Annotated in this window: 20 protein-coding genes; 3 read left to right on the forward strand and 17 right to left on the reverse strand. The window is 63.8% G+C overall.

What is annotated here, in order from left to right:
- Positions 1-46 precede the first annotated feature (46 nt).
- The 9 genes from ABLE71_RS08955 to ABLE71_RS08995 all read right to left on the reverse strand — a co-directional run bounded on the left by ABLE71_RS08955 (position 47) and on the right by ABLE71_RS08995 (position 9532).
- Positions 47-1168, reverse strand: coding sequence for a branched-chain amino acid ABC transporter substrate-binding protein (locus ABLE71_RS08955; protein ID WP_348782989.1), 1122 nt, complete (start codon positions 1166-1168; stop codon positions 47-49).
- A 120-nt stretch (positions 1169-1288) separates the two neighbouring features.
- Complete coding sequence (locus tag ABLE71_RS08960) at positions 1289-1642, reverse strand: DUF6867 family protein (RefSeq protein ID WP_348782990.1); 354 nt, start codon at positions 1640-1642, stop codon at positions 1289-1291.
- Positions 1643-1655: 13 nt separating this feature from the next.
- On the reverse strand, positions 1656-2384 hold the full coding sequence (locus ABLE71_RS08965; RefSeq protein WP_348782991.1) for an ABC transporter ATP-binding protein: 729 nt from the start codon (positions 2382-2384) through the stop codon (positions 1656-1658).
- Positions 2384-3676 (reverse strand): ATP-binding cassette domain-containing protein, encoded by a 1293-nt coding sequence (locus ABLE71_RS08970; protein WP_348782992.1) that lies wholly within the window; start codon positions 3674-3676, stop codon positions 2384-2386. Before ABLE71_RS08970 ends, ABLE71_RS08965 begins: the two co-directional genes overlap by 1 nt.
- A complete protein-coding gene (gene livM, locus ABLE71_RS08975) occupies positions 3676-5070 on the reverse strand; it encodes a high-affinity branched-chain amino acid ABC transporter permease LivM (protein WP_348782993.1) in 1395 nt (464 codons plus the stop codon). The genes ABLE71_RS08970 and livM overlap by 1 nt, the downstream gene beginning before the upstream one ends.
- A 4-nt stretch (positions 5071-5074) precedes the next feature.
- Entirely contained in the window at positions 5075-5977 is a 903-nt protein-coding gene (locus ABLE71_RS08980; RefSeq protein WP_348782994.1) for a branched-chain amino acid ABC transporter permease LivH, read from the reverse strand.
- A gap of 328 nt (positions 5978-6305) precedes the next feature.
- A complete protein-coding gene (locus tag ABLE71_RS08985) occupies positions 6306-7307 on the reverse strand; it encodes a 4-hydroxyproline epimerase (protein WP_348782995.1) in 1002 nt (333 codons plus the stop codon).
- 13 nt (positions 7308-7320) lie between these two features.
- The gene (locus ABLE71_RS08990; RefSeq protein ID WP_348783703.1) at positions 7321-8568 is read right to left on the reverse strand and encodes an FAD-dependent oxidoreductase; all 1248 of its coding nucleotides are present in this window, start codon (positions 8566-8568) and stop codon (positions 7321-7323) included.
- 52 nt (positions 8569-8620) lie between these two features.
- Complete coding sequence (locus ABLE71_RS08995; protein WP_348782996.1) at positions 8621-9532, reverse strand: dihydrodipicolinate synthase family protein; 912 nt, start codon at positions 9530-9532, stop codon at positions 8621-8623.
- Between the two features lie 173 nt (positions 9533-9705).
- On the opposite strand from ABLE71_RS08995, the gene ABLE71_RS09000 reads away from it, so the two are divergent.
- A complete protein-coding gene (locus tag ABLE71_RS09000) occupies positions 9706-10347 on the forward strand; it encodes a GntR family transcriptional regulator (protein WP_348783704.1) in 642 nt (213 codons plus the stop codon).
- Here ABLE71_RS09000 and ABLE71_RS09005 read toward each other — a convergent pair.
- The 5 genes from ABLE71_RS09005 to ABLE71_RS09025 form a co-directional block, all read right to left on the reverse strand.
- Positions 10304-10759, reverse strand: coding sequence for a PIN domain-containing protein (locus tag ABLE71_RS09005; protein ID WP_348782997.1), 456 nt, complete (start codon positions 10757-10759; stop codon positions 10304-10306). The genes ABLE71_RS09000 and ABLE71_RS09005 overlap by 44 nt on opposite strands.
- Positions 10756-11001, reverse strand: a complete 246-nt coding sequence (locus tag ABLE71_RS09010; protein WP_348782998.1) for a type II toxin-antitoxin system prevent-host-death family antitoxin — start codon at positions 10999-11001, stop codon at positions 10756-10758. Before ABLE71_RS09010 ends, ABLE71_RS09005 begins: the two co-directional genes overlap by 4 nt.
- 79 nt (positions 11002-11080) lie before the next feature.
- Positions 11081-11383, reverse strand: a complete 303-nt coding sequence (locus ABLE71_RS09015; RefSeq protein WP_348782999.1) for a hypothetical protein — start codon at positions 11381-11383, stop codon at positions 11081-11083.
- Between the two features lie 181 nt (positions 11384-11564).
- A complete protein-coding gene (locus ABLE71_RS09020; protein WP_348783000.1) occupies positions 11565-11879 on the reverse strand; it encodes a hypothetical protein in 315 nt (104 codons plus the stop codon).
- A gap of 384 nt (positions 11880-12263) precedes the next feature.
- Positions 12264-13760: a CoA-acylating methylmalonate-semialdehyde dehydrogenase gene (locus ABLE71_RS09025; protein ID WP_348783001.1), complete on the reverse strand. Its 1497-nt coding sequence runs from the start codon at positions 13758-13760 to the stop codon at positions 12264-12266.
- 154 nt (positions 13761-13914) lie between these two features.
- On the opposite strand from ABLE71_RS09025, the gene ABLE71_RS09030 reads away from it, so the two are divergent.
- Both ABLE71_RS09030 and ABLE71_RS09035 read left to right on the forward strand, forming a co-directional pair.
- Entirely contained in the window at positions 13915-14796 is an 882-nt protein-coding gene (locus ABLE71_RS09030) for a LysR family transcriptional regulator (RefSeq protein WP_348783002.1), read from the forward strand.
- A gap of 184 nt (positions 14797-14980) precedes the next feature.
- The gene (locus ABLE71_RS09035) at positions 14981-16180 is read left to right on the forward strand and encodes an aromatic ring-hydroxylating dioxygenase subunit alpha (protein WP_348783003.1); all 1200 of its coding nucleotides are present in this window, start codon (positions 14981-14983) and stop codon (positions 16178-16180) included.
- Positions 16181-16207: 27 nt separating this feature from the next.
- Here the strand turns inward: ABLE71_RS09035 and ABLE71_RS09040 are convergent, their stop codons facing one another.
- From ABLE71_RS09040 to ABLE71_RS09050, 3 genes are all read right to left on the reverse strand, one after another.
- A complete protein-coding gene (locus ABLE71_RS09040) occupies positions 16208-17131 on the reverse strand; it encodes a lipase family protein (protein ID WP_348783004.1) in 924 nt (307 codons plus the stop codon).
- A 124-nt stretch (positions 17132-17255) separates the two neighbouring features.
- Complete coding sequence (locus tag ABLE71_RS09045; protein WP_348783005.1) at positions 17256-18350, reverse strand: metallophosphoesterase; 1095 nt, start codon at positions 18348-18350, stop codon at positions 17256-17258.
- Between the two features lie 15 nt (positions 18351-18365).
- Positions 18366-19430 carry a cyclic nucleotide-gated ion channel gene (locus ABLE71_RS09050; RefSeq protein ID WP_348783705.1) on the reverse strand — a complete coding sequence of 355 codons (1065 nt, stop codon included), beginning with the start codon at positions 19428-19430 and terminating at the stop codon, positions 18366-18368.
- Positions 19431-19581: the final 151 nt, after the last annotated feature.

Raw genomic sequence — 19581 nt, forward strand, 5'->3', positions numbered from 1 at the left:
CCCGGCGCGTCGGCGCCGGGCATCTGCAAGCGAACGTCTCGCCAGCTTACGGATTCTGGACGTAGGTGTACTTGCCGTCGTCACCCTTCTTCCAGGTATACATCACGTAGTCCGGACGGGTGATGTCGCCCTTGGCGTCGTAGCCGATGTCGCCGATAGCAGTCGTCCACGGGCCATTCGCCTTGATCGCATCAGCCACCTTCGCGGCGTCGTCAGAGGCGCCGACCTTGTTGGCGGCGGCGGCGACGATCTGCAGTGCGGCGTAGGAGTAGAGCGTGTAGGCTTCCGGCTCGAACCCGGCGGCGCGGAACTTCTCGACGAGCTCCTTGGCGTTCGGGTTGTTGCGCGGATCGGGAGCAAACGTCATCAGGGTCCCGTCAACCGCATCGCCGGCGATCGAGGCGAGCTCGTTCGACACGATGCCGTCGCCCGACATGAAGGTCGCCTTGACACCCTGGTCGGCGAGCTGGCGCATGATGAGGCCAGCCTCGGTATGCAGGCCGCCGTAGTAGACGACCGTAACGCCGGCTTCCTTCATCTTGGCGATCAGCGCGGAGAAGTCCTTGTCGCCGACATTGATGCCTTCATACATGACTTCGGTCGTGCCGGCGGCATTGAGCGCCTTCTTGGTCTCGTCGGCAAGGCCCTGTCCATATGGCGTCTTGTCGTGGATGACCGCGATCTTGCCGTCCTTGAAGTTGGCGGCCAGATAGCCGCCGGCGACCGCGCCCTGCTGGTCGTCGCGTCCGCAGGTACGGAACGTGTTCCACAGGCCGCGCTCGGTCAGCTGCGGGTTTGTAGCCGACGGCGTAATGACCAGGATGCCGTTTTCCGCGTAGACTTCGGATGCCGGGATGGTGACGCCCGAGTTGAAGTGTCCGACCACGTACTTGACGCCGTCGGCGACGAATTTGTTGGCGACCGAGATGCCCTGCTTCGGATCGGAGACGTCGTCGCCGATCGTCAGCACGATCTTCTCGCCATTGATGCCGCCCGCCGCATTGATGTCGGCTGCTGCCTGCTCGGCGCCCTTTTGGAGCTGTGCGCCGAAGGCGGCGTTCGGGCCGGTGATCGGACCGGCGACGCCGATCAGGATATCCGCCCAAGCGCTGCCGCCGAACGCTACAAGAGCGGTCAGGGCAACTGCGGACAAGAGTGATTTTCTCATGGATAACTCCCATTAAACGAGTGGGCGGAATGAAACTTTCATGCGATGCCCACCCTATCGCAGAAAGGGTACTTTGCCCATTTTACGGCGGTTGTCACGCCCGTTTCACCGCCAAATCACTCAAACGCCCGCCTTGGGCTTCCAACTGAGGAGCGAAGCCCTCTCGTAGAGCCAATGATACTGGGTCACCATCTGGTTGGTGCGCGTCAACTGGTATCCGAAGATACCGATCGCGAGCAGGACGATCGTGTCGACGATGTAGTATTGCGCGGTGAACATGGTGCCCTCGAACAGGGCATGATGGATGAAGCGCACGGCAATGCCGAGGAGCAAAAGGAAAACCACGAGGCTCGATATCGGCCGCCATGTCTGCGCGCAGGCGCGTCCCGTCATCCACGCCGCCCAGCCGCCGAGCAGGCAGGTGACGAAAAAGAACTGCCAGACCGAGGGTTCTTCGTAGAGTATGCCGGTCATATTGTTCCTCCGCTCAATGCCGTCCGCCTTCGAGATAGGCGGCGCGCACTTCCGGATTGGCGAGCAACTCCTGGCCGGTGCCGCTCATGGTGACGTTGCCGTTGACCATCACGTAGCCGCGGTTGGCGAGCTTCAGCGCGCCGAAGGCGTTCTGCTCGACCAGGAACACCGTCAGGCCCTGCGTGCGGTTCAGCTCGCGCACGGCGTCGAAGATCTGCTTGACGATCAGCGGCGCCAGGCCGAGCGACGGCTCGTCGAGCAGCAGCAGCTTGGGACGCGCCATCAGCGCGCGGCCGATCGACAGCATCTGCTGTTCGCCGCCCGACAGCGTGCCGCCGCGCTGGCCGATGCGCTCCTTCAGCCGCGGGAACAAATGGAACACCTTCTCCACGTCCTCGTCGTAATGTTTGAGGTTGTCGAGGCTGGCGCCCATCTGCAGGTTTTCCATCACCGTCATGCGCGGAAAAATGCGCCGCCCCTCGGGCGACTGCGCGATGCGCATGCGCGCGATCTCGTGCGTCGGCATCTGGGTGATGTCCACACCGGCGAAGGTGATGGTGCCGCTCTTGGCGCGCGGCGTGCCGAAAATGGTCATCATCAGCGTCGACTTGCCGGCGCCGTTGGCGCCGATCAGCGCGACGATCTCGCCTTCGTTGACTGATATCGAGACGCCGTTCAGCGCGCGGATGTTGCCGTAATAGGTCTCTACGGCCGCGACATCGAGCAGGGCTCCGCCGGCCATCACCGAGATCCTCCGCTCTTGCCGGCAAGCACCTTGGCCTGACCGACCCAGTCTTCGCGCGCGATGCGGCCGTCGAAAGCGAGATAGGCCTCCACTGCCTCGATATCGGCCTGCGTCCACGCCGCGATCTGGTCGAAATGGAAGATGCCGTGCTCGTGCAGCTTGCTCTCGTTCACCGGGCCGATGCCCTTGATGAGAGTGAGCTTGTCGGCGGTTCCGCCGCGCGGCGCTGCGAGGACATTGGAAACCAACGGTCCATGCGCGGCCGCGGTGCGACGGTCGTACTGCTCGGCCTTCGACGCGCTTCTCGAAACCTTGACGACCTCGCCCGCCTCGTCGCTGTGGCCGACCGTATCGGAGACCGGTCCGGCCATCATCGAGGCGGAGTCCGACGGTCCGTGCGCCCGGTCGGGCTCGCCGTCGAGTTCCTCGATCACCTGCTCGTCGCCGACCGCGGCCAGCACGTCGGTGACTTCGGTATCGTCGACGCCGAGATAGGCGGCAATGACGCGCGGGTCGCTCTTCACCGAGGCTGGGTCGCCATCCGAGATCTTGCGTCCATATTCGAGCACCACGACATGATCGGAAATCTGCATGACGACAGACATGTCGTGCTCTATCAGCAGGATCGAGGCTCCCTCGGAGTCCTTGATGTCGTTGAGGAGCGCGTTCAGCGCGGCCGACTCCCTCGGGTTGAGACCCGCCGCCGGCTCGTCGAGGCATAGCAGTTCAGGTCCGGTGCACATGGCTCGGGCGATTTCCAGCCGGCGCTGCGCACCATAGGACAGGTCGCCCGCGGGATCGTCGGCCCGGTCGATCAGGTTGGCTTTCTCCAGCCAGTGCTTCGCCAACTCGATGGATGCCGCTGATGCCTTGCGGTAGGTGGCGAAGCCGAGCAGGCCGAGCACGGTGTAGCCCGACGCCAGCATCAGCCGGTTGTGCTGCGCGACGAGCAGATTCTCCAGCAGCGTCATGCCGGAAAAAAGCCTTATGTTCTGGAAGGTGCGCGCCACCTTGGCCTTTGCCGGGATCTGGAAGTCGGGCAGTCGCTCAAGCAGGAATTGCTTGCCGCTGCTGCTGGTGAGCGTGATCATGCCCTCGGACGGCTTGTAGAAGCCGGTGATGCAGTTGAACACGGTCGTCTTGCCGGCGCCGTTCGGGCCAATCAGCGCCGTGATCTCGCCGCGCCGCGCCTGGAAGGACAGGTCGCCGATGGCGACCAGCCCGCCGAACTTCATCGACAGATGTTCCACTTTGAGGATCGGCTCGTTCATGGCAGGTGCCGCATTCATCAGCCGTGTCCCTCCTTGGTGAAGGAACTGGAGACGGCCTTTCGCTCATGCAGGAAGGCCGTGGGCTCGCGGCTGCCGACGAAGCCGCGCGGCTTCCAAAGCATGACGATGACCATGGCCATGCCGAAGAGCAGCATGCGGTAGAGTTCCGGTGTGAAGCTCTCGCCGAACACCGCCTTCAGGAAGTGCAACTCGCGCAGGATCTCGGTGCCGCCGATCATCACCAATGCGGCAATGGCGATGCCGGTGAGCGAGCCCATGCCGCCGAGAACGACAATAGCCAGGATGATAGCCGATTCCAGGAAGACGAAGGATTCCGGACTGACGAAGCCCTGCCGGGCGGCGAAGAAGGCGCCGGCGAAGCCGCCGAACATCGCGCCCGTCGCAAATGCGGTGAGCTTGGTCGTCGTGGTGTTGATGCCGAGCGAACGGCAGGCGATCTCGTCCTCGCGCAGCGCCTCCCAGGCGCGGCCGACCGGCATGCGCCTCAGCCGCATCGTGACGAAGGCCGTCAGCAGCGCCAGCGCCAGGATCAGGTAGTAGAGGAAGATCTTGTAGTAGGCGCCCGACTGCGCGATGCCGAACACCTTGGCGATGTAGTAGGGAGAGGAGACGTTGAAATCGAACAGACCGAAGAAGGTCACCTTCGGGATGCCCGAAATGCCGGTCGTGCCGTTGGTGACCTCACGCCAGTTGATCAGCACCAGGCGGATGATCTCGCCGAAGGCGAGCGTCACGATGGCGAGGTAGTCGCCCCTCAGCCGCAATACCGGGAAACCGAGGATGACGCCCCAGAACGCGGCCATGGCGCCCGCGGCCGGCAGCAATATCCAGAAGGACCAGCCAAATTCGGTGCCGAGCAGCGCGTAGCAATAGGCGCCGACCGCGTAGAAGGCGACATAGCCGAGGTCGAGCAGGCCGGCCAGTCCGACGACGATATTCAGGCCCCAGGCCAGCATCACGTAGATCAGAATCTGGATGCCGAAATTATCAACCCATTTCAGCGAGCCCTGGAAACCCACCAGCAGCACGATGACGACCGGGTAGAGGATCAGCGCGCCGATGGCGATCTTTGACCAATGCTTCCAGAGGAAAGCCTTCTCGGCGCTCTGCGCAACGACCGGAGCCTTCGCCTGCGCAGCCTTGCGCTCGGCAAAATAGGGCTGCAGGTAGGCGACCGTTAGGAAGCGGCCTGCCATGACCAGCGCAACCACGATAGCGAGCAGGCCCCAGCGCTGCACGAGGATCAATTCGTTGCGGATGTTCTGGTCGGTCTTGACGCCGATCAGCAGGAAGAACAGGCCAAAGGAGATGGCGCCGGCGTAGAGCGCCTCGCGTATCGCTCGTTGGAGAGTGCTGGTGTTCTCTACCCGGTCCGGGGAAATGGCTGCCATTTTCTCAGACCTTTTCGACTTCTGGCCGGCCGAGGATGCCGGAAGGCAGGAAGATCAGCACGATGGCCAGGATCGAGAAGGCTGCGACGTCCTTGTAGTCGATGGAGAAATAGGCCGACCACATGCCCTCGATGAAACCGATGAGCAGGCCGCCGAGCACGGCGCCCGGGATCGAGCCGATGCCGCCGAGCACCGCAGCCGTGAACGCCTTCACGCCCGGCACGAAGCCGTCCGAGAAGACCACGACGCCGTAGTACATCAGGTAGAGCGTGCCGGCGACGGCGGCGAGCGAGGCGCCCATGATGAAGGTGATCGAGATGGTGCGGTCAACGTCGACGCCAAGCAGCGCCGCCATCTTGCGGTCCTGCTCGCAGGCCCGCTGGGCACGGCCGAGCGAGGTCTTGTTGACAAGGTACCAGAACAGGGTGAGCAGCGCGGCCGTCACCACGACGATGACGATCTGCTTGGCCGAGATCGAAATGCCGAAGACGGTGTAGACGGTCGAGATCATCGGCGGGATCGGCTTGTTGCGCGGGCCCTGCGTGACCTGCACGAAATTCGACAGCGCGATCGACATGCCGATCGCGGTGATCAGCGGCGCCAGCCGGAAGGACCCGCGCAAGGGGCGGTAGGCGACCTTCTCGATCGTCCAGTTGTAGAGGCTGGTCAGAAGCATCGCCACGATCATCATGATCAGCAGGAAGAGCACGACGTTGACCGACGCGAAGACGCTGACCAGGAAAAGAAAGACGATCAGCGCGGCGAAGGCGCCGACCATGAAGATGTCGCCATGGGCGAAGTTGATCATGCCGATGATGCCGTAGACCATCGTATAGCCGATCGCGATCAGCCCATAGATCGATCCCAGCGTCAGCCCGTTGACAAGCTGCTGGACGAAATATTCCATCTGTACGCGGCTCCCCTAGAATGTCGCCCGCAGGACGCATTCCTTATCTTTGCTTTCCCCTAGTCCTAAAGTGTCGAGCCCGGATTGCAACGTCAATTTTTGCGATGCAACATGCCGTTGCGGCACGCCCCACCGATGCGTTGTTCTGCCCGGAACCGCCCTTGGTCCATCTCGAAGCTATCATTGGCACAACGCAATGTCCTTGAGGAATCGGCGTTAGGCAAGCCCGAAAATCGAAGATCGTTCGACGAAATTAGCAAATGACGGCAGTAGTTTGCGCGTACAGTGCCGGTGAGAAGCCCGCTCGCAGCGCTCATCGCGGCCCGTCCTACTTGACCACGAAGCCGTGCGCGAACGGATCGCGCTCGTCGATGAAGATGGTGTTGAAGCCTGTCTGGCGCGCCCAGCCGCCGATCGAGGGAACGATAGCCGGCTTGTTGGCGACGCTCGTCTCCTTCTCGACGCGCCCCTTGAACAGCGAGCCGATGATCGACTCGTGGACGAAGCTGTCGCCTGCCTTCAGCCTCCCCTTGGCATGGAGCTGCGCCATGCGCGCCGAGGTGCCGGTGCCGCAAGGCGAGCGGTCGATCGCCTTGTCGCCATAAAACACGGCGTTGCGCGCGTCGGCTTCCGGACGCGTGGCCGCGCCGGTCCACAGCATGTGGCTGAGACGGTTGATGTCGGGGTTTTCGGGGTGCTCGAACGTGTATTTCTCGTTCAGGCGCTGGCGCACCACCGGGCTCCAGGCGATCAGCTGGCCGGCGGAATAATCGGCCATGTCGCGAAAATTCTCCTGCGGCTCGACGATGGCGTAAAAATTGCCGCCATAGGCGACGTCCACCCTGATCTCGCCGAGGTCGGGACATTCCACCGTCAGGCCTTCGGCGTGGAGGAATGACGGCACGTTGGTGATACTGACTTCCTCGACATAGTCGCCCTCCTGCCTGTATTCGGCGATCACCAGCCCGGCCGGCGTATCGAGGCGCAGCACGCCCGGCGTCCTCGGCTTCACAAGCCCGTTCTCGATGGACATGGTGACCGTGCCGATCGTGCCGTGCCCGCACATCGGCAGGCAGCCCGACGTCTCGATAAAAAGGATGGCGACGTCGCAATCCGGCCGCGTCGGCGGATAGAGGATCGAGCCCGACATGACGTCGTGGCCGCGCGGCTCGAACATGAGGCCGGTGCGGATCCAGTCGTATTCGGCGAGGAAATGCGCGCGGCGCTCCATCATCGACGAACCATGCAGCAACGGCCCGCCGCCGGCGACGAGCCGCACAGGATTGCCGCAGGTGTGGCCGTCGATGCAGGTGAAGGTGTGTCGGGCCATTCGCGAGAAATCCTCAGAAACGCTGCGGGCTGAAGGGAGCAAGATCGAGCGCCGGAGCCTCGCCCGAAACTAGGTCGCGGATCAAGCAAGCGGTGCCGGCGGCCTGGGTCTTGCCGAGATGGCCGTGGCCGAAGGCATAAAACACGTTGGCTAGGGATTTCGACCGGCCGATAGCCGGCAAGGAATCCGGCAGAGAGGGGCGAAAACCCATCCATTCGCTGCCGCCCTCGGTCCTCAGGCCGGGCAAGAAAATTTTCGCCTTTTCGAGCATCGCCTTCGAGCGCGCGTAGTTGGGCGGCAACTTCAGCCCGCCAAGCTCCACCGCGCCGCCGATACGCAGGCCGGTGACAAGCGGCGTGACGACGAAGCCGTGGCCGGGAAAGATCAGCTGCCGCTTCACGTCGAAGGCGTCGGCCGGCAGCGTCGTGTTGTAGCCGCGCTCTGTTTCGAGCGGAATCCTGTCGCCAAGCTGGCGCGCCAGGAGATGCGACCAGGCGCCGGCGGCGATCACAAGCCGCCGCGCCATTATCGTGCGTCCGTGCTTGAGCTGGATCGAGACGCGGTCCTTCGACGGCATTACGAGCCCGACATCGCCCTTGACGAACTCCGCGCCCATCCGCTCGGCATAGGCCCAGATCGCCTTGCCGAGAAGCTTCGGATCGTCCGCCGTCTTCCAGCCCGGTACGAAGGTTGCCTTGACGAACTGTTTCGACAGGCCGGGCTGAAGTCCAGCCAGTTCCTCGCTATCGATATGCTGGTATTTGATGCCGAAACGGTCGCGCGCGGCCCAGCCCGGCAAGGAGGCGCGGAACTCGACCTCGCTCCCGTAGAGCTCCAGCGAGCCGTCCTCGCGCAACATGTTTTTCGTGCCGGAGCGGTCGAGCAGACCCATCCATTCGGGCTCCGACAGCTTCATCAGCCCTGCCTGCGCGGCGAGGCTCGTCTCGTAGTTCCTGGGATCGCCGGCGCGCCAGAAGCGCCAGAGCCAGGGCAGGAGTTTCGGCAGGTAGGAAGGCGGGATGGAAAGCGGCCCGAGCGGGTCCGCCAGCCAGCGCGGCAGGTTCTTCATAATACCCTTGTGGGCGAGCGGCAGCACGTCGGAGAAAGCGAAGGCCGACGCATTGCCGGAGCTCGTTTCTTCGCAGATGCCGGTGCGGTCGATGACCGTGACCCTGTGACCAGTCTCGGCCAGATACGCCGCCGCGCAAATGCCGATGATGCCGGCCCCGACGATGGCGATGTCGCTTCCTTCGGCGTTTATACTCAAAGCCGACACCCTTGACCGAGGCATAGGTCTAGTTTCAGCTCGTCCTTTAGGCCGCCTTCGCCACCGAAAACTTCGGCAGTTCCGGTCTGGTCGCGATCGCCTGCTTCACGATCTTCTCCACCATGGCTCGGCGTTCGCCCATCAGCGGCATGCGCGGCATGCGCACCCGGTCGTTGGTGCCGATGGCGAGGACTTCCGCCAGCTTGATATTCTGGACGAGATAGGTCGAGACGTCGAGGTCGAGCAGCGGGCGGAACCAGCGGTAGATCGCCAGCGCCTCCTCGCGGCGGCCCGCCTTCATCAACTGGCAGATCGCCACCGTTTCCCTGGGGAAGGCGACGACCAGCCCCGCCACCCAGCCGATCGCCCCGACCGACAGAGCCTCGAAGGCGAGGTTGTCGACGCCGGTGAAGAGGTCATAGCGATCGCCGAAATGGTTGATGATGTCGGTCGAGCGGCGGATGTCGTCGGACGATTCCTTGATGGCGACGAAGCGCTCGTCCTTGGCCAGTCTTTCCATGTCGGCGATGGTCACGTCGACGCGGTATGCGATCTTGTTGGAATAGATCATCACCGGCAGGTCGCCGGCCTGCGCCACCGCCTGGAGCGCCGCCACCGTCTCGTCCGGGTTGGTGTGGTAGATCGGGGAGGGCACCACCATCAGCCCGTTTGCGCCGGCTTTGGCGGCACGCTTGGCAATCGTCGCGGCCTCGCGGGTGCCGGCCTCGTTGACGGTCAAGAGCACCGGCTTCTTGCCGGCCACCTTCTGGGCCGTCTTCAGCACCTCGATCTTCTCGTCGTGGGAAAGCATCGGCCCTTCGCCGAGCGAGCCGCAGACGATGATGCCGTCGCAGCCGGCCTCCATCTGCAGCGCGAAGCAGCGCTCCATCTCGGCGTGGTCTAGCTCGCCGTCAGCGGTGAATTTGGTCGTGACTGCAGGAAATACACCGGCCCACATAGGTTTTCTCCATCTGATATATCAGCAATATATCTTGACGCCGCAGGTCCTGTCAATGGCTGTCGCGCTGTGATAGATGGAAAATATATCAGACGGGGACCTGCTTGATCACTTCAACCAATACATCAACAAGCGAGCCGGCGGCAGCCAAGGCCTACCACGCCCTCGAACGCATGATCGTAACGCTGGAACTGCCCCCCGGCAGCGTCGCCACGGAGGGCGCGCTGATCGAGCGCCTCGGCCTTGGCCGCACGCCGGTGCGCGAGGCAATCCAACGGCTCGCCTGGGAAGGCCTGGTCGACGTCAGGCCGCGCGCCGGCCTCGCCATCGCGCCGCTGCATCCCGGCGACTGGCTGCGGGTCATCGACGCCAGGCGCGGCGTGGAGATCGTACTTGCCCGATCCGCGGCCCGCTACGTCACGCGCGAGGCCGCCGCCCGTTTTCACGATGCCGCGCTCGGCATGCAGAAGGCGGTGGTGGAGAGCGACGTGATCGCCTTCCTCGAAGCCGACAAGGCGCTCGACGAAGCGCTGGCGCTCGCCGCGGAAAATCCCTTTGCCGCGCGCGTCGCGGCTCCGCTGCAGACCCACAGCCGGCGCTTCTGGTTCCGCTACAAGGCGGGGACCGGGCTCGCCGAGGCCGCCGAGCACCATGTCGCGCTGATCCGCTCGATCCTGGAGGGCGACGAGAAGGCCGCTGGCGCGGAAGCCGAGCGGCTCATGGCGCTGCTCGGCGCGCATGCCGAGGCTGCGGCGCGGCGGTTACTGCCGATCAGGATGCCGGTGGTTCCAGCAAAGCGGCAAGAAGCGGGTTAGGCTTTTCCGCGAAGGGATTCACGATGGTGACGCCGCCCCAGGTGAAGCCGTCTTGCATGTCTTCGGACAAGAGCAATCGGCAACCGGCCTGAGACGCCACGGAAAGGATCACAGCATCCCACGAGTTCAGATCGTGGCGAGTGGCGAGTTCCCCAGCTTGAAGGAAAGCTTGTGGCGTAGTGCCCACAACCACCGAGGCCTGATGCCACTCCAGCATGGCGTCCCTCGCACGGGTGCGCGTGAACTTGCCTTTTCGGCAAAGCACTTGAAAGAGTTCTCCAAGTACCTGGACCGGAATTACCAGATCCTGGCTCGGAATGGCATCTATGAGATGCTGAGCTATCTTCTCGCGCTGTGGATCATCAATGCCCTCGGCATAGGCGAGGACATTGGTGTCGGTTGCGACCTTCACCGATCGCGCTCATAAAGCTCGTCACGGGTCCATTTCCCGGCATTGAGCGCAGGTTGGTTCCTCAGGCGCTTCAATAGTTTCTGTTTGGCATCTTCCCGCCTACTCATCTCCTCCGTCAACGGCACCAGCTTCGCCACGGGACGGCCGTGGCTGGTCACGACATAGCTGTTACCCTCGCGCACGCCGCGAAGGAGTTTTGAGAATTCGCGGTTGGCTTCCGCGGCCGAGACGGTCTCTTCCATGAGGGGCGTTCCAAAAAGTAGTGATATTGCCTACTATAGGGAGCTTGAGCTCGCCGCGCAAGCGGCGGGGCATCTTCGATCAGGCGCCGTCGCCCAATGCGGCGACGTTGATCTCAAAACCTTCGCCGGCCGAAAGCACGCAGCTCTTGCCGTCCGTCCCGGTCGCCAGGATGGTCCAGGTACCGTTGTCCGAAACGAAGATCTCGACAACCGCGCTGCCGTCGATCTGGCCGAGGGCGGCAGGGTTTTCCTTGAATTTGTCGGAAAGCGACTTCACCATTTCGGTGCGGTTGGCGCAGAAGCTTCCAGCCGGTGAGGGCGTTGCCGTCATCGCCAGCAGGCCGGTAATCAGAGCCGGGAAAAGTACCATCTCGCGTTTCATGTCGACATCTCCTGCCGCTTGAGCCGGGCAACGGGCCAAGTTTCCAAAGCCTATAAGGCCTCAGGACTTTTCTTGATGCCGATCGCAAGCGGCGACCGTGACGGATCAAGCGAATCCGCCGCTCCGTCGTTCCATCACGAACCGTAACGGGCGGAAATTCTGCATGAATGACTTCCGCCAGTCAGGTGGTTTCATCCGAGAGGATCGGGGAGTTCTCCCAGTTCTCGCCGGCAGCGATGATGCAGCTCAGGCCGTTCAGGTCGGTGACGATCACCGTCCAGGTCCCCGTCTTGCCGACGAAGACTTCCATGACGGCGATCTGCCCGATCGTGCCGTATGCGAACTGACTTTCCTGATATTTCTTGCCTAGATGGGCGACGAGCTCGCCGTGGTCGGCGCACTGGCTGTACTGGGCCTGCGCGCCGCCCGTGCTTGCCGCGAGGGTCACGGCTACAGCGAGCGCTCCGATCCACTTTTCCAACGATTTGCGTGCCATAGGGCACCTCCTTTGCCATCGCGTTCCGGCAAAGGAGCGGTGTTTTCACGGCTTCATCTTGCCGAAACGATCCAGGCCGGTCCCGACGTCGTCATCGCGTCGCTCCTTTCTGTGTTCCGGTCTGCCGTAGTGGTTCACCTTACTCGGCGTTCCCACTATGTTCCATATATGGTGAGTCCCGATCGCGCCCACAAGATCGATGCCATCCAGCTATTCGGAACATCTGGAGGCAAAAAAGGGCGCGGCCTGAGCCGCGCCCTTTTTTCGTGCGATCGATGCCAGTCCTCAGTTCATTGTCGGAATGACGAATTCCGCGCCGTCCTTGACGCCGCCCGCGCGACCGCAGCCGAAGGCGAGGACGCGCAGTGCAACAATCGGCGGGCGTCAGTTCATCGTCGGAATGACGAACTCAGCGCCGTCCTTGACGCCTGACGGCCAGCGGGAGGTCACCGTCTTGGTCTTGGTGTAGAAGCGGAAGGCGTCCGGCCCATGCTGGTTGAGGTCGCCGAAGGACGAGGCTTTCCAGCCGCCGAACGTATAATAAGCGATCGGCACCGGGATCGGCACGTTGATGCCGACCATGCCGACCTGGACTCTGGATGCAAAATCGCGGGCGGCGTCGCCGTCGCGGGTGAAGATCGCCACGCCGTTGCCCATCTCGTGGTCGTTGGCGAGCTTGATGGCGTCCTCGTAGCGCGGCGCGCGCACCACCGACAGGACCGGTCCGAATATCTCCTCCTTGTAGATCTTCATGTCCGGCGTCACCTCGTCGAACAGGCAGCCGCCCATGTAGTAGCCGTTCTCATAGCCCTGCATGGAGAAGCCGCGGCCGTCGACGACCAGCTTTGCGCCTTCCTTGACGCCGGCGTCAACGTAGCCCTTCACACGCTCCAGCGCCTGCCTGGTCACCAGCGGGCCGAAATCGGCGGAGCTGTCGGTCGACGGGCCGACCTTCAGGTTTTCCACGCGGGGGATCAGCTTTTCCATCAGCCTGTTGGCCGTATCGTTGCCGACCGGCACCGCCACCGAGATCGCCATGCAGCGCTCGCCGGCCGAGCCGTAGCCGGCGCCGATCAGCGCGTCGACCGTCTGGTCCATGTCGGCGTCGGGCATGATGATCATGTGGTTCTTGGCGCCGCCGAAGCACTGCACCCGCTTGCCGCTCGCCGTGCCGCGCGAATAGATGTAGTGCGCGATCGGCGTCGAGCCGACGAAGCCGATGGCCTTGATGTCGGGATCGTCGAGGATGGCGTCGACCACCTCCTTGTCGCCATTGACGACGTTGAGGATGCCGGCCGGCAGGCCAGCCTCGAGGAACAGTTCGGCGATGCGGATCGGCACGCCCGGATCGCGCTCCGACGGCTTCAGGATGAAGGCGTTGCCGCAGGCGATCGCCGGCGCGATCTTCCACAGCGGGATCATGGCCGGGAAATTGAACGGGGTGATGCCCGCCACCACGCCGAGCGCCTGGCGCATCGAATAGACGTCGATCCCCGGGCCGGCGCCGTCGGTGAACTCGCCCTTCATCATATGCGGCGCGCCGATGCAGACCTCGACCACTTCCAGGCCGCGCTGGATGTCGCCCTTGGCGTCGGCGATGGTCTTGCCGTGCTCGCGGGCCAGCATCTCGGCCAGCGCGTCGTTCTCGCGAGCGGCCAGTTCGAGGAACTTCATCAGCACGCGAACGCGGCGCTGCGGGTTGGTCGCCGCCCAGGCCGGCTGCGCAGCCTTGGCGTTCTCGACGGCGGCGCGCAGTTCGGCGGCGGACGCGAGCGCGACGGTGCCGCGCACCGTGCCGTCCATCGGCTGCATCACGTCCTGTTTGCGTCCGCTGGTGCCGGCGACCCGCTTGCCGCCGATGAAATGGCCGTATTCGATCATGTCTCGCTCCCTGGCGTATTCTCTTGTGCCGCCATTGTCCCGCTTTGCGCCTGCCTTGGCAACGCTAGGGAGAACGGAACTGTTGTGCGCAAATTGAAGAACGTGTAAGATCAGCGCTTCATTTGGCGCATAGACGCGTCACCCAAGGGTCTGCATGAACTGGGACGACGTCCGCATCTTCCTCGCCGTCGCGCGAGCCGGGCAGATCCTCGGCGCGGCGCGCCGGCTGGAGCTCAACCATGCCACGGTCTCGCGCCGCGTCGTGGCACTCGAGGACGCGCTCGGCGCGAAACTGTTTCGCCGGCTCACCACCGGCAGCGAGCTGACGCCGGCCGGCGAGCGCTTCCTCCAGACCGCCGAACGCATGGAGGCGGACATGATCGCCGCACGCTCCGAGCTGGCCGGCGGCGATGAGGCGATCTCCGGGATCGTGCGCATCGGCGCGCCCGACGGCTTCGGAGTTGCATTCCTGGCCGCGCGGCTCGGCGCGCTGACGGCCCGGCACGGCGACCTCAGGATTCAACTCGTGCCGGTGCCGCGCTCCTTCTCACTGTCGCGGCGCGAAGCCGACATCGCAATAACCACCGAGCGTCCGGCGGAAGGCCGGTTGGTGGCGCAGAAACTCGTCGACTATTCGCTCGGCCTCTACGCCTCCCGCGCCTACGCCGAGGCGAATGGCCTCCCGGCAACGCCTGCCGACATGAAGAACCATCGGCTCGTCGGCTATGTGCCCGACCTCGTCTTCAGCCCGTCGCTCGCCTATGCGCAGGAATTTTCACCGGACTGGGACGCCGCCTTCTCCATCTCGTCGGCGCTCGGCCAGGTCGAGGCGGTGCGGTCGGGCGCCGGCATCGGCATATTGCACGCCTTCATTGCCCGCGCGCTGCCCGATCTCGTGCCGGTCGATGCGGTCAAGCCGATCCGCCGGGCCTACTGGCTCGTCTATCATGAGAGCGTGCGGCCGCTCCGCCGCATCCAGGCCGTTGCCGGGTTCATCACCGGCGTCGTCGAGCGGGAAAAGCTGCTCTTCGTCTGATCCGCGTCTGTTCCCAAAATACCTGCCCAAGACTTCCGGTTAACATCCGGAAAACGCGGGATTTTTTCAGGCCGATGCTGTCCCGTACGGTTCGACGTGGCCGCCTGAATTCGCGTAAGCTATTGCAAATGAATGAAAAATATGCGCATATTGAATGAATATTCAACAATTACAGAGCCTTCACATGAACCCACATCCCCGGAACGTGGCGGTTCCCAACGATTGGGACAGAAGCGGTCTGCCCGGCTGGGCCTATCACAGCCCCGCTTTGCTGGAGCTCGAGAAGGAGCACGTGTTCCGCAACCACTGGCAGATCGCCGGACACGTCTCCGACGTGCCCAATGCCGGCGACTACCTGACCATGGACGTGGTCGGCGAGCGGGCATTGATCGTGCGCGGCAAGGACGGCGTTGTGCGCGGCTTCCACAATCTGTGCCGCCATCGCGGCTCCAGAGTCGTCGCCGACAACCAGGGCAACTGCAAGAACGCGCTGGTCTGCCCGTTCCACGGCTGGGTCTACAATCTCGACGGCACGCTGAGGGGTGCTGCCCGCCCGCGCTCCTTCCCGGATCTCGACAAGACCGAATTCGGCCTGGCGCCGCTCGACCTCGAGGTCTGGATGGGTTTCATCTTCATCCGCTTCCACTCCGGCCCGCAGCCTTCCGTGGCCGAGCTGATGAAGCCGGTCGCGGCCGAACTGGCGCACTACCATGTCGAGGACATGGTTCCGTCCTGGGGCATCTGGACCCAGAAGAGCCCGGTCAACTGGAAGTCGGTGCGCGACGTCGACAATGAGGGCTATCACGTCGCCATGGCGCATCCGGCGCTGCAGGACCTCTACGGCGCCACCTATTTCGACGAGCCCTTCGTCGGCGGCGTGTCGCGTTCCTTCGCCACTTACAACCCGCATGCCGGCCGCCGCTGGAGCGTCAGGAACTACATCAACGTCGCGCCCGAGCCGACGCATCTGCCCGAACACCTGCGCAAGGCGTGGATCTATTACGGCATCTTCCCCAACAACGCGTTGTCGATCATGCCGGAATCGGTGCAGTTCTATCAGGAGTTCCCGCTGTCGACCGGCGAGACGCTGCTGCGCGGCGCCATCTACCGCTACAAGGACGAGAGCCGCGCGCAGGCCGCCGCCCGCTACCTCGCCTACCGCATCGACCGCGACACCATGGCCGAGGACGTGCAGCTTTCCGTGTGGTCGAACGAGTCGATGCTGTCGCAGTCCTTTGCCGGCTTCTATCTGTCCGATCTCGAATACGGCGTGCGCACCCACCACGATCACTTGCGCGCGCTCGTCCCGGTGCTCGATCTCGAAAACGCGCCCGCGGAAAAGGACATGTGGAACGTGAACGAGGCGCTGCTCGGACGGAGCTGAGCGGTCCTCTTGCCCGAAAGCAGCGACTTAGTTGCTCGCCACCTTCTTCTTCGGCGCGACGTATTTTTCGCGCTCGTCGTAGGACACGGCGACCGCACCGCCGCTCTTGGCCGCGAGCCGGCTGAGATAGTTGTCCATATGGTGGTCTTTCAGGTCGGCGATATTCAGCGAGCGCCCGAATTCGCCAATTGAGATGCGGCCCGCATCGTGTGTCGGCAAGAAAACGTAGTGAGGGCCATCGAGCAGGATGATCTCGGGACCGGCGTGCTCATAGACCCCGTAGAGGCGATTGACGATCGTGGTTGGCGGCAGCATGGGCACCATGTCGTTCTCGTCGACGACGCGGGTGAGTTTCAGGAAACCGAGCTTTGCGACGCCGTCGGTGGTGGTGAATTTGGGCTGTCCGAAGGTGACCACCTTGTCGACCTTGTATCCGTCCTCGATCATGTGGATCGCGAGCAGCGCGGCAAGCGCGCCGCCCAACGAATGCCCGGTAATGTAGGTCGTGTAGTCCCGCTTTAGAGACGGCGTCATATCGGCGTAGAGGACCCGCGCTGTCCCGTCGAACCCGGCATGGACCGGGATGGCCAGCGCCAGATCCTCGCGGATCCTCATCTCGACATCCTCTATGAGGTTCCGCCGGTTGGCGGTCCCGCGTATCGCGATGTACTGGACCTTCGCCTTGTCGTCCTGTTCGAGGAAATACTGTGCGTCGGTCTTGCCGGGCGAACCGACCCTCACCGTCGCAGGATATTTGGAGCGGATGGCGGCCTCGGTCGCATAGGCCGCCTTCGACCGGCTGGCATAGGCGCCGAGCTCCACGAAATCGACCTTGGCGGGCGTGACGGTCGAGCCGAGAAGCAGCAGTTCCTGTCTGGAAACGCCGATACAGGCCGTCAGCGTCATCAGGCAGACGACCACTATTGCCGATAATTCGAGGCGAGACCGCATGCAGAGCGCCCTTCTAAGCTTGCGGTGCAAATCAGGCCGTCACAGCTTCGATGTCAATGCCTTAGCACCGGAGGGATGGCAGTTATACGAAGGCGTCGAGGCATCCGCTCGCCCGTCTGACCGCTCAGCCCAGCGGCTTCGACATCGCCTTGACGAACCGCACGCCGCCGCCGTCGTCGGCCTCGCCGAGCGCGACGTCCATGAAGCCGTTCGTCACCCGGGCAAGCCCGAAGCCGCCCATGAACGCCGCCTTCGGCTTGACGAGATCGAAGCCGCCGCGGTTGTAGATCATCGGAACATCGTGTTCGTGGCCGTGGAATATACCGACGATGTTGTAAGGCTTCACGGTGTCGAGCAGCCCGGCGCGCTGTTCTTCGCTCCACCAGTGCGGCGGGCCCGAACCCTCATCGTCGAAGGTCACGGCCGCCGCGTCCCAGCGCTCCACCGAAAACGTGTCCCAGCCGTAGTGCTGGAACAGCACGACCGGCCGCCCGTCGGCCGCGTGCCGCGCAAGATCGCGAGCCAGCCAGTCGAGCGAGCTGACCGCCCCTTTGTCGGTGTCGCCGCCGAAGCGGTGCAGTTGCACGAGATGCAGCCCGTCCCAGTTCCAGGAATAGCAGTCCGACGCCACGTCGTAATTGTCGGCCGGCACGATCGGTTTGAAGAACAGGCCTGGCCGGTGGTTGAGCTCGACATAGTCGCGCAGTTCGCGACGGTACCAATCGACGTTGTCCTTCGGCCCGTCCTGATCGAGGTCGTGATTGCCGAGGCCGGCATAGGCAGGAAAATGCACCGCGTCGTCGCCGTCGCCCATCTGGTAGCGCTCGCTGAACTGGAGAAGCTGAAAACCTTCTTCCGGCTCGGCCCTCTGGCCGCCTCCGTCGTCGGTCATGTCGCCGCCGAGCACGATGCCGCGCGGCGCCGCCACGGTCTCGCCGGCCGAGCGCAGGGAGGTCGCCACGCCGTCGATCTCAACCGGCCAGACCGCTTCCTCGATCCGGTTGATTGCACGGATGTGGCGGAGCAGGTTCTGGTCCGTCTTGCCCTCCTTCTCGCAGTTCGGGCTCAGCCCGTCGCGCGTGCGGCAGGCATGCACGTCATTGATGAACAGGAAGGTGACGTCGGTCGCGGGAAACGCGCGGGCAGGGCGGCCGCCGAGCATGGCCAGACCCGCCATGCCGGCCAAGACGCCGCGGCGGGAGAGGCAGGGCGTGGGCATCTACATGTATCTACATCATGACCCGAGCTTGGCGCTACCCCGCTCGGCGGCGGTGCTGCGGATCGTCTCGGCGATCGCGGGATTGTGGCTGAGCAGGATCTGGAAATCCAGCGAATGCAGCGACAGCAGCGTAACCGCCGACGCCGCGGTGACCGTCGCCGTCCGCGGCTCGCCGGTGATCAGCGCCATCTCGCCGAAGAACGCTCCCGGCCCCAGCTCCACCGGAGCCGCGGCGGCCACGCCTACGCGTCCCTCGACGATGAAAAACATCTGGTCGCCGGTCTCGCCCTTCCGGCAGATGACCGCTCCCGCCGGTACATGTCTTGGCCGCAGCGCGCGCACTATGCCGGCGAGTTCGGGGGCGCCGAGTTGCGCGAAAAGCGGGACCGCGGACACCAGTTGCCATTTGTTCACGAAGTCCAGGCGGCGGACCTCCTCCGCGAAGCCGGAGGCGAGAATGCCCGCCCAGAGTGCAAACACGCCGATGCCGCACATCATCACCAGCCCTGCGAGAACCCGGCCCGCGAGACTTTGCGGAATCGCGTCGCCGTAGCCGGTCGTCGACAGGGTGACGACGGCCCACCACATTGCTTTCGGTATGCTGCCAAACGAGTTCGGCTGCGCGTCGCGTTCGACGAAATAGGCAATGACCGCTGCAACGATCAGCACGATGCCGAAGATCGACACGACGCCGATCAGATTGCGGGCCTCGTTGGCCAGAACTTTTGCCACGAGGCGGAAGGCAGTCGAATCGCGCAGCGGCTTCAGGATCCAGACGCCACAGGCTAGACTGACGTCGCGCGGGTCGGACGCCACCAGGAACGCGGCAAGAGGGACAGCGACAGCCAGCAGATCCACGATCAGGATTGCGCCTCGGCCTTCTTCGGCGGGGCGTGTGCGGATCGTGGCGATAAGCTGCACGATATAGACGCACCAGATGATCACCAGCAGCGTCTGAAGCGCCAGACGCGTCCTGTCGGCCAGGTCGGGCTCCGACAGCAGGACGACGGCAAGGAGGCCGAACGCGACGGGCAGCGCTTTCGTCAGCACCGACACCCGCGGGATTGGCCAAGCCGTCATCATCGTGTCCGCGAGGCATTTGTCGGCGCCGCGGCGGCAATCGCGATAGACCGCCGCACCCGACAAACTCACTCCCTGGCCTCGTCGCGCAAATGCGCGTTGCGGCCGCCCTTGGCGAATATACTCCATCACGCTCGCCGGCCAAAGCCCC

Origin of the sequence: Mesorhizobium sp. KR9-304 (assembly GCF_040049215.1) — a bacterium.
GTDB lineage: Bacteria > Pseudomonadota > Alphaproteobacteria > Rhizobiales > Rhizobiaceae > Mesorhizobium_K.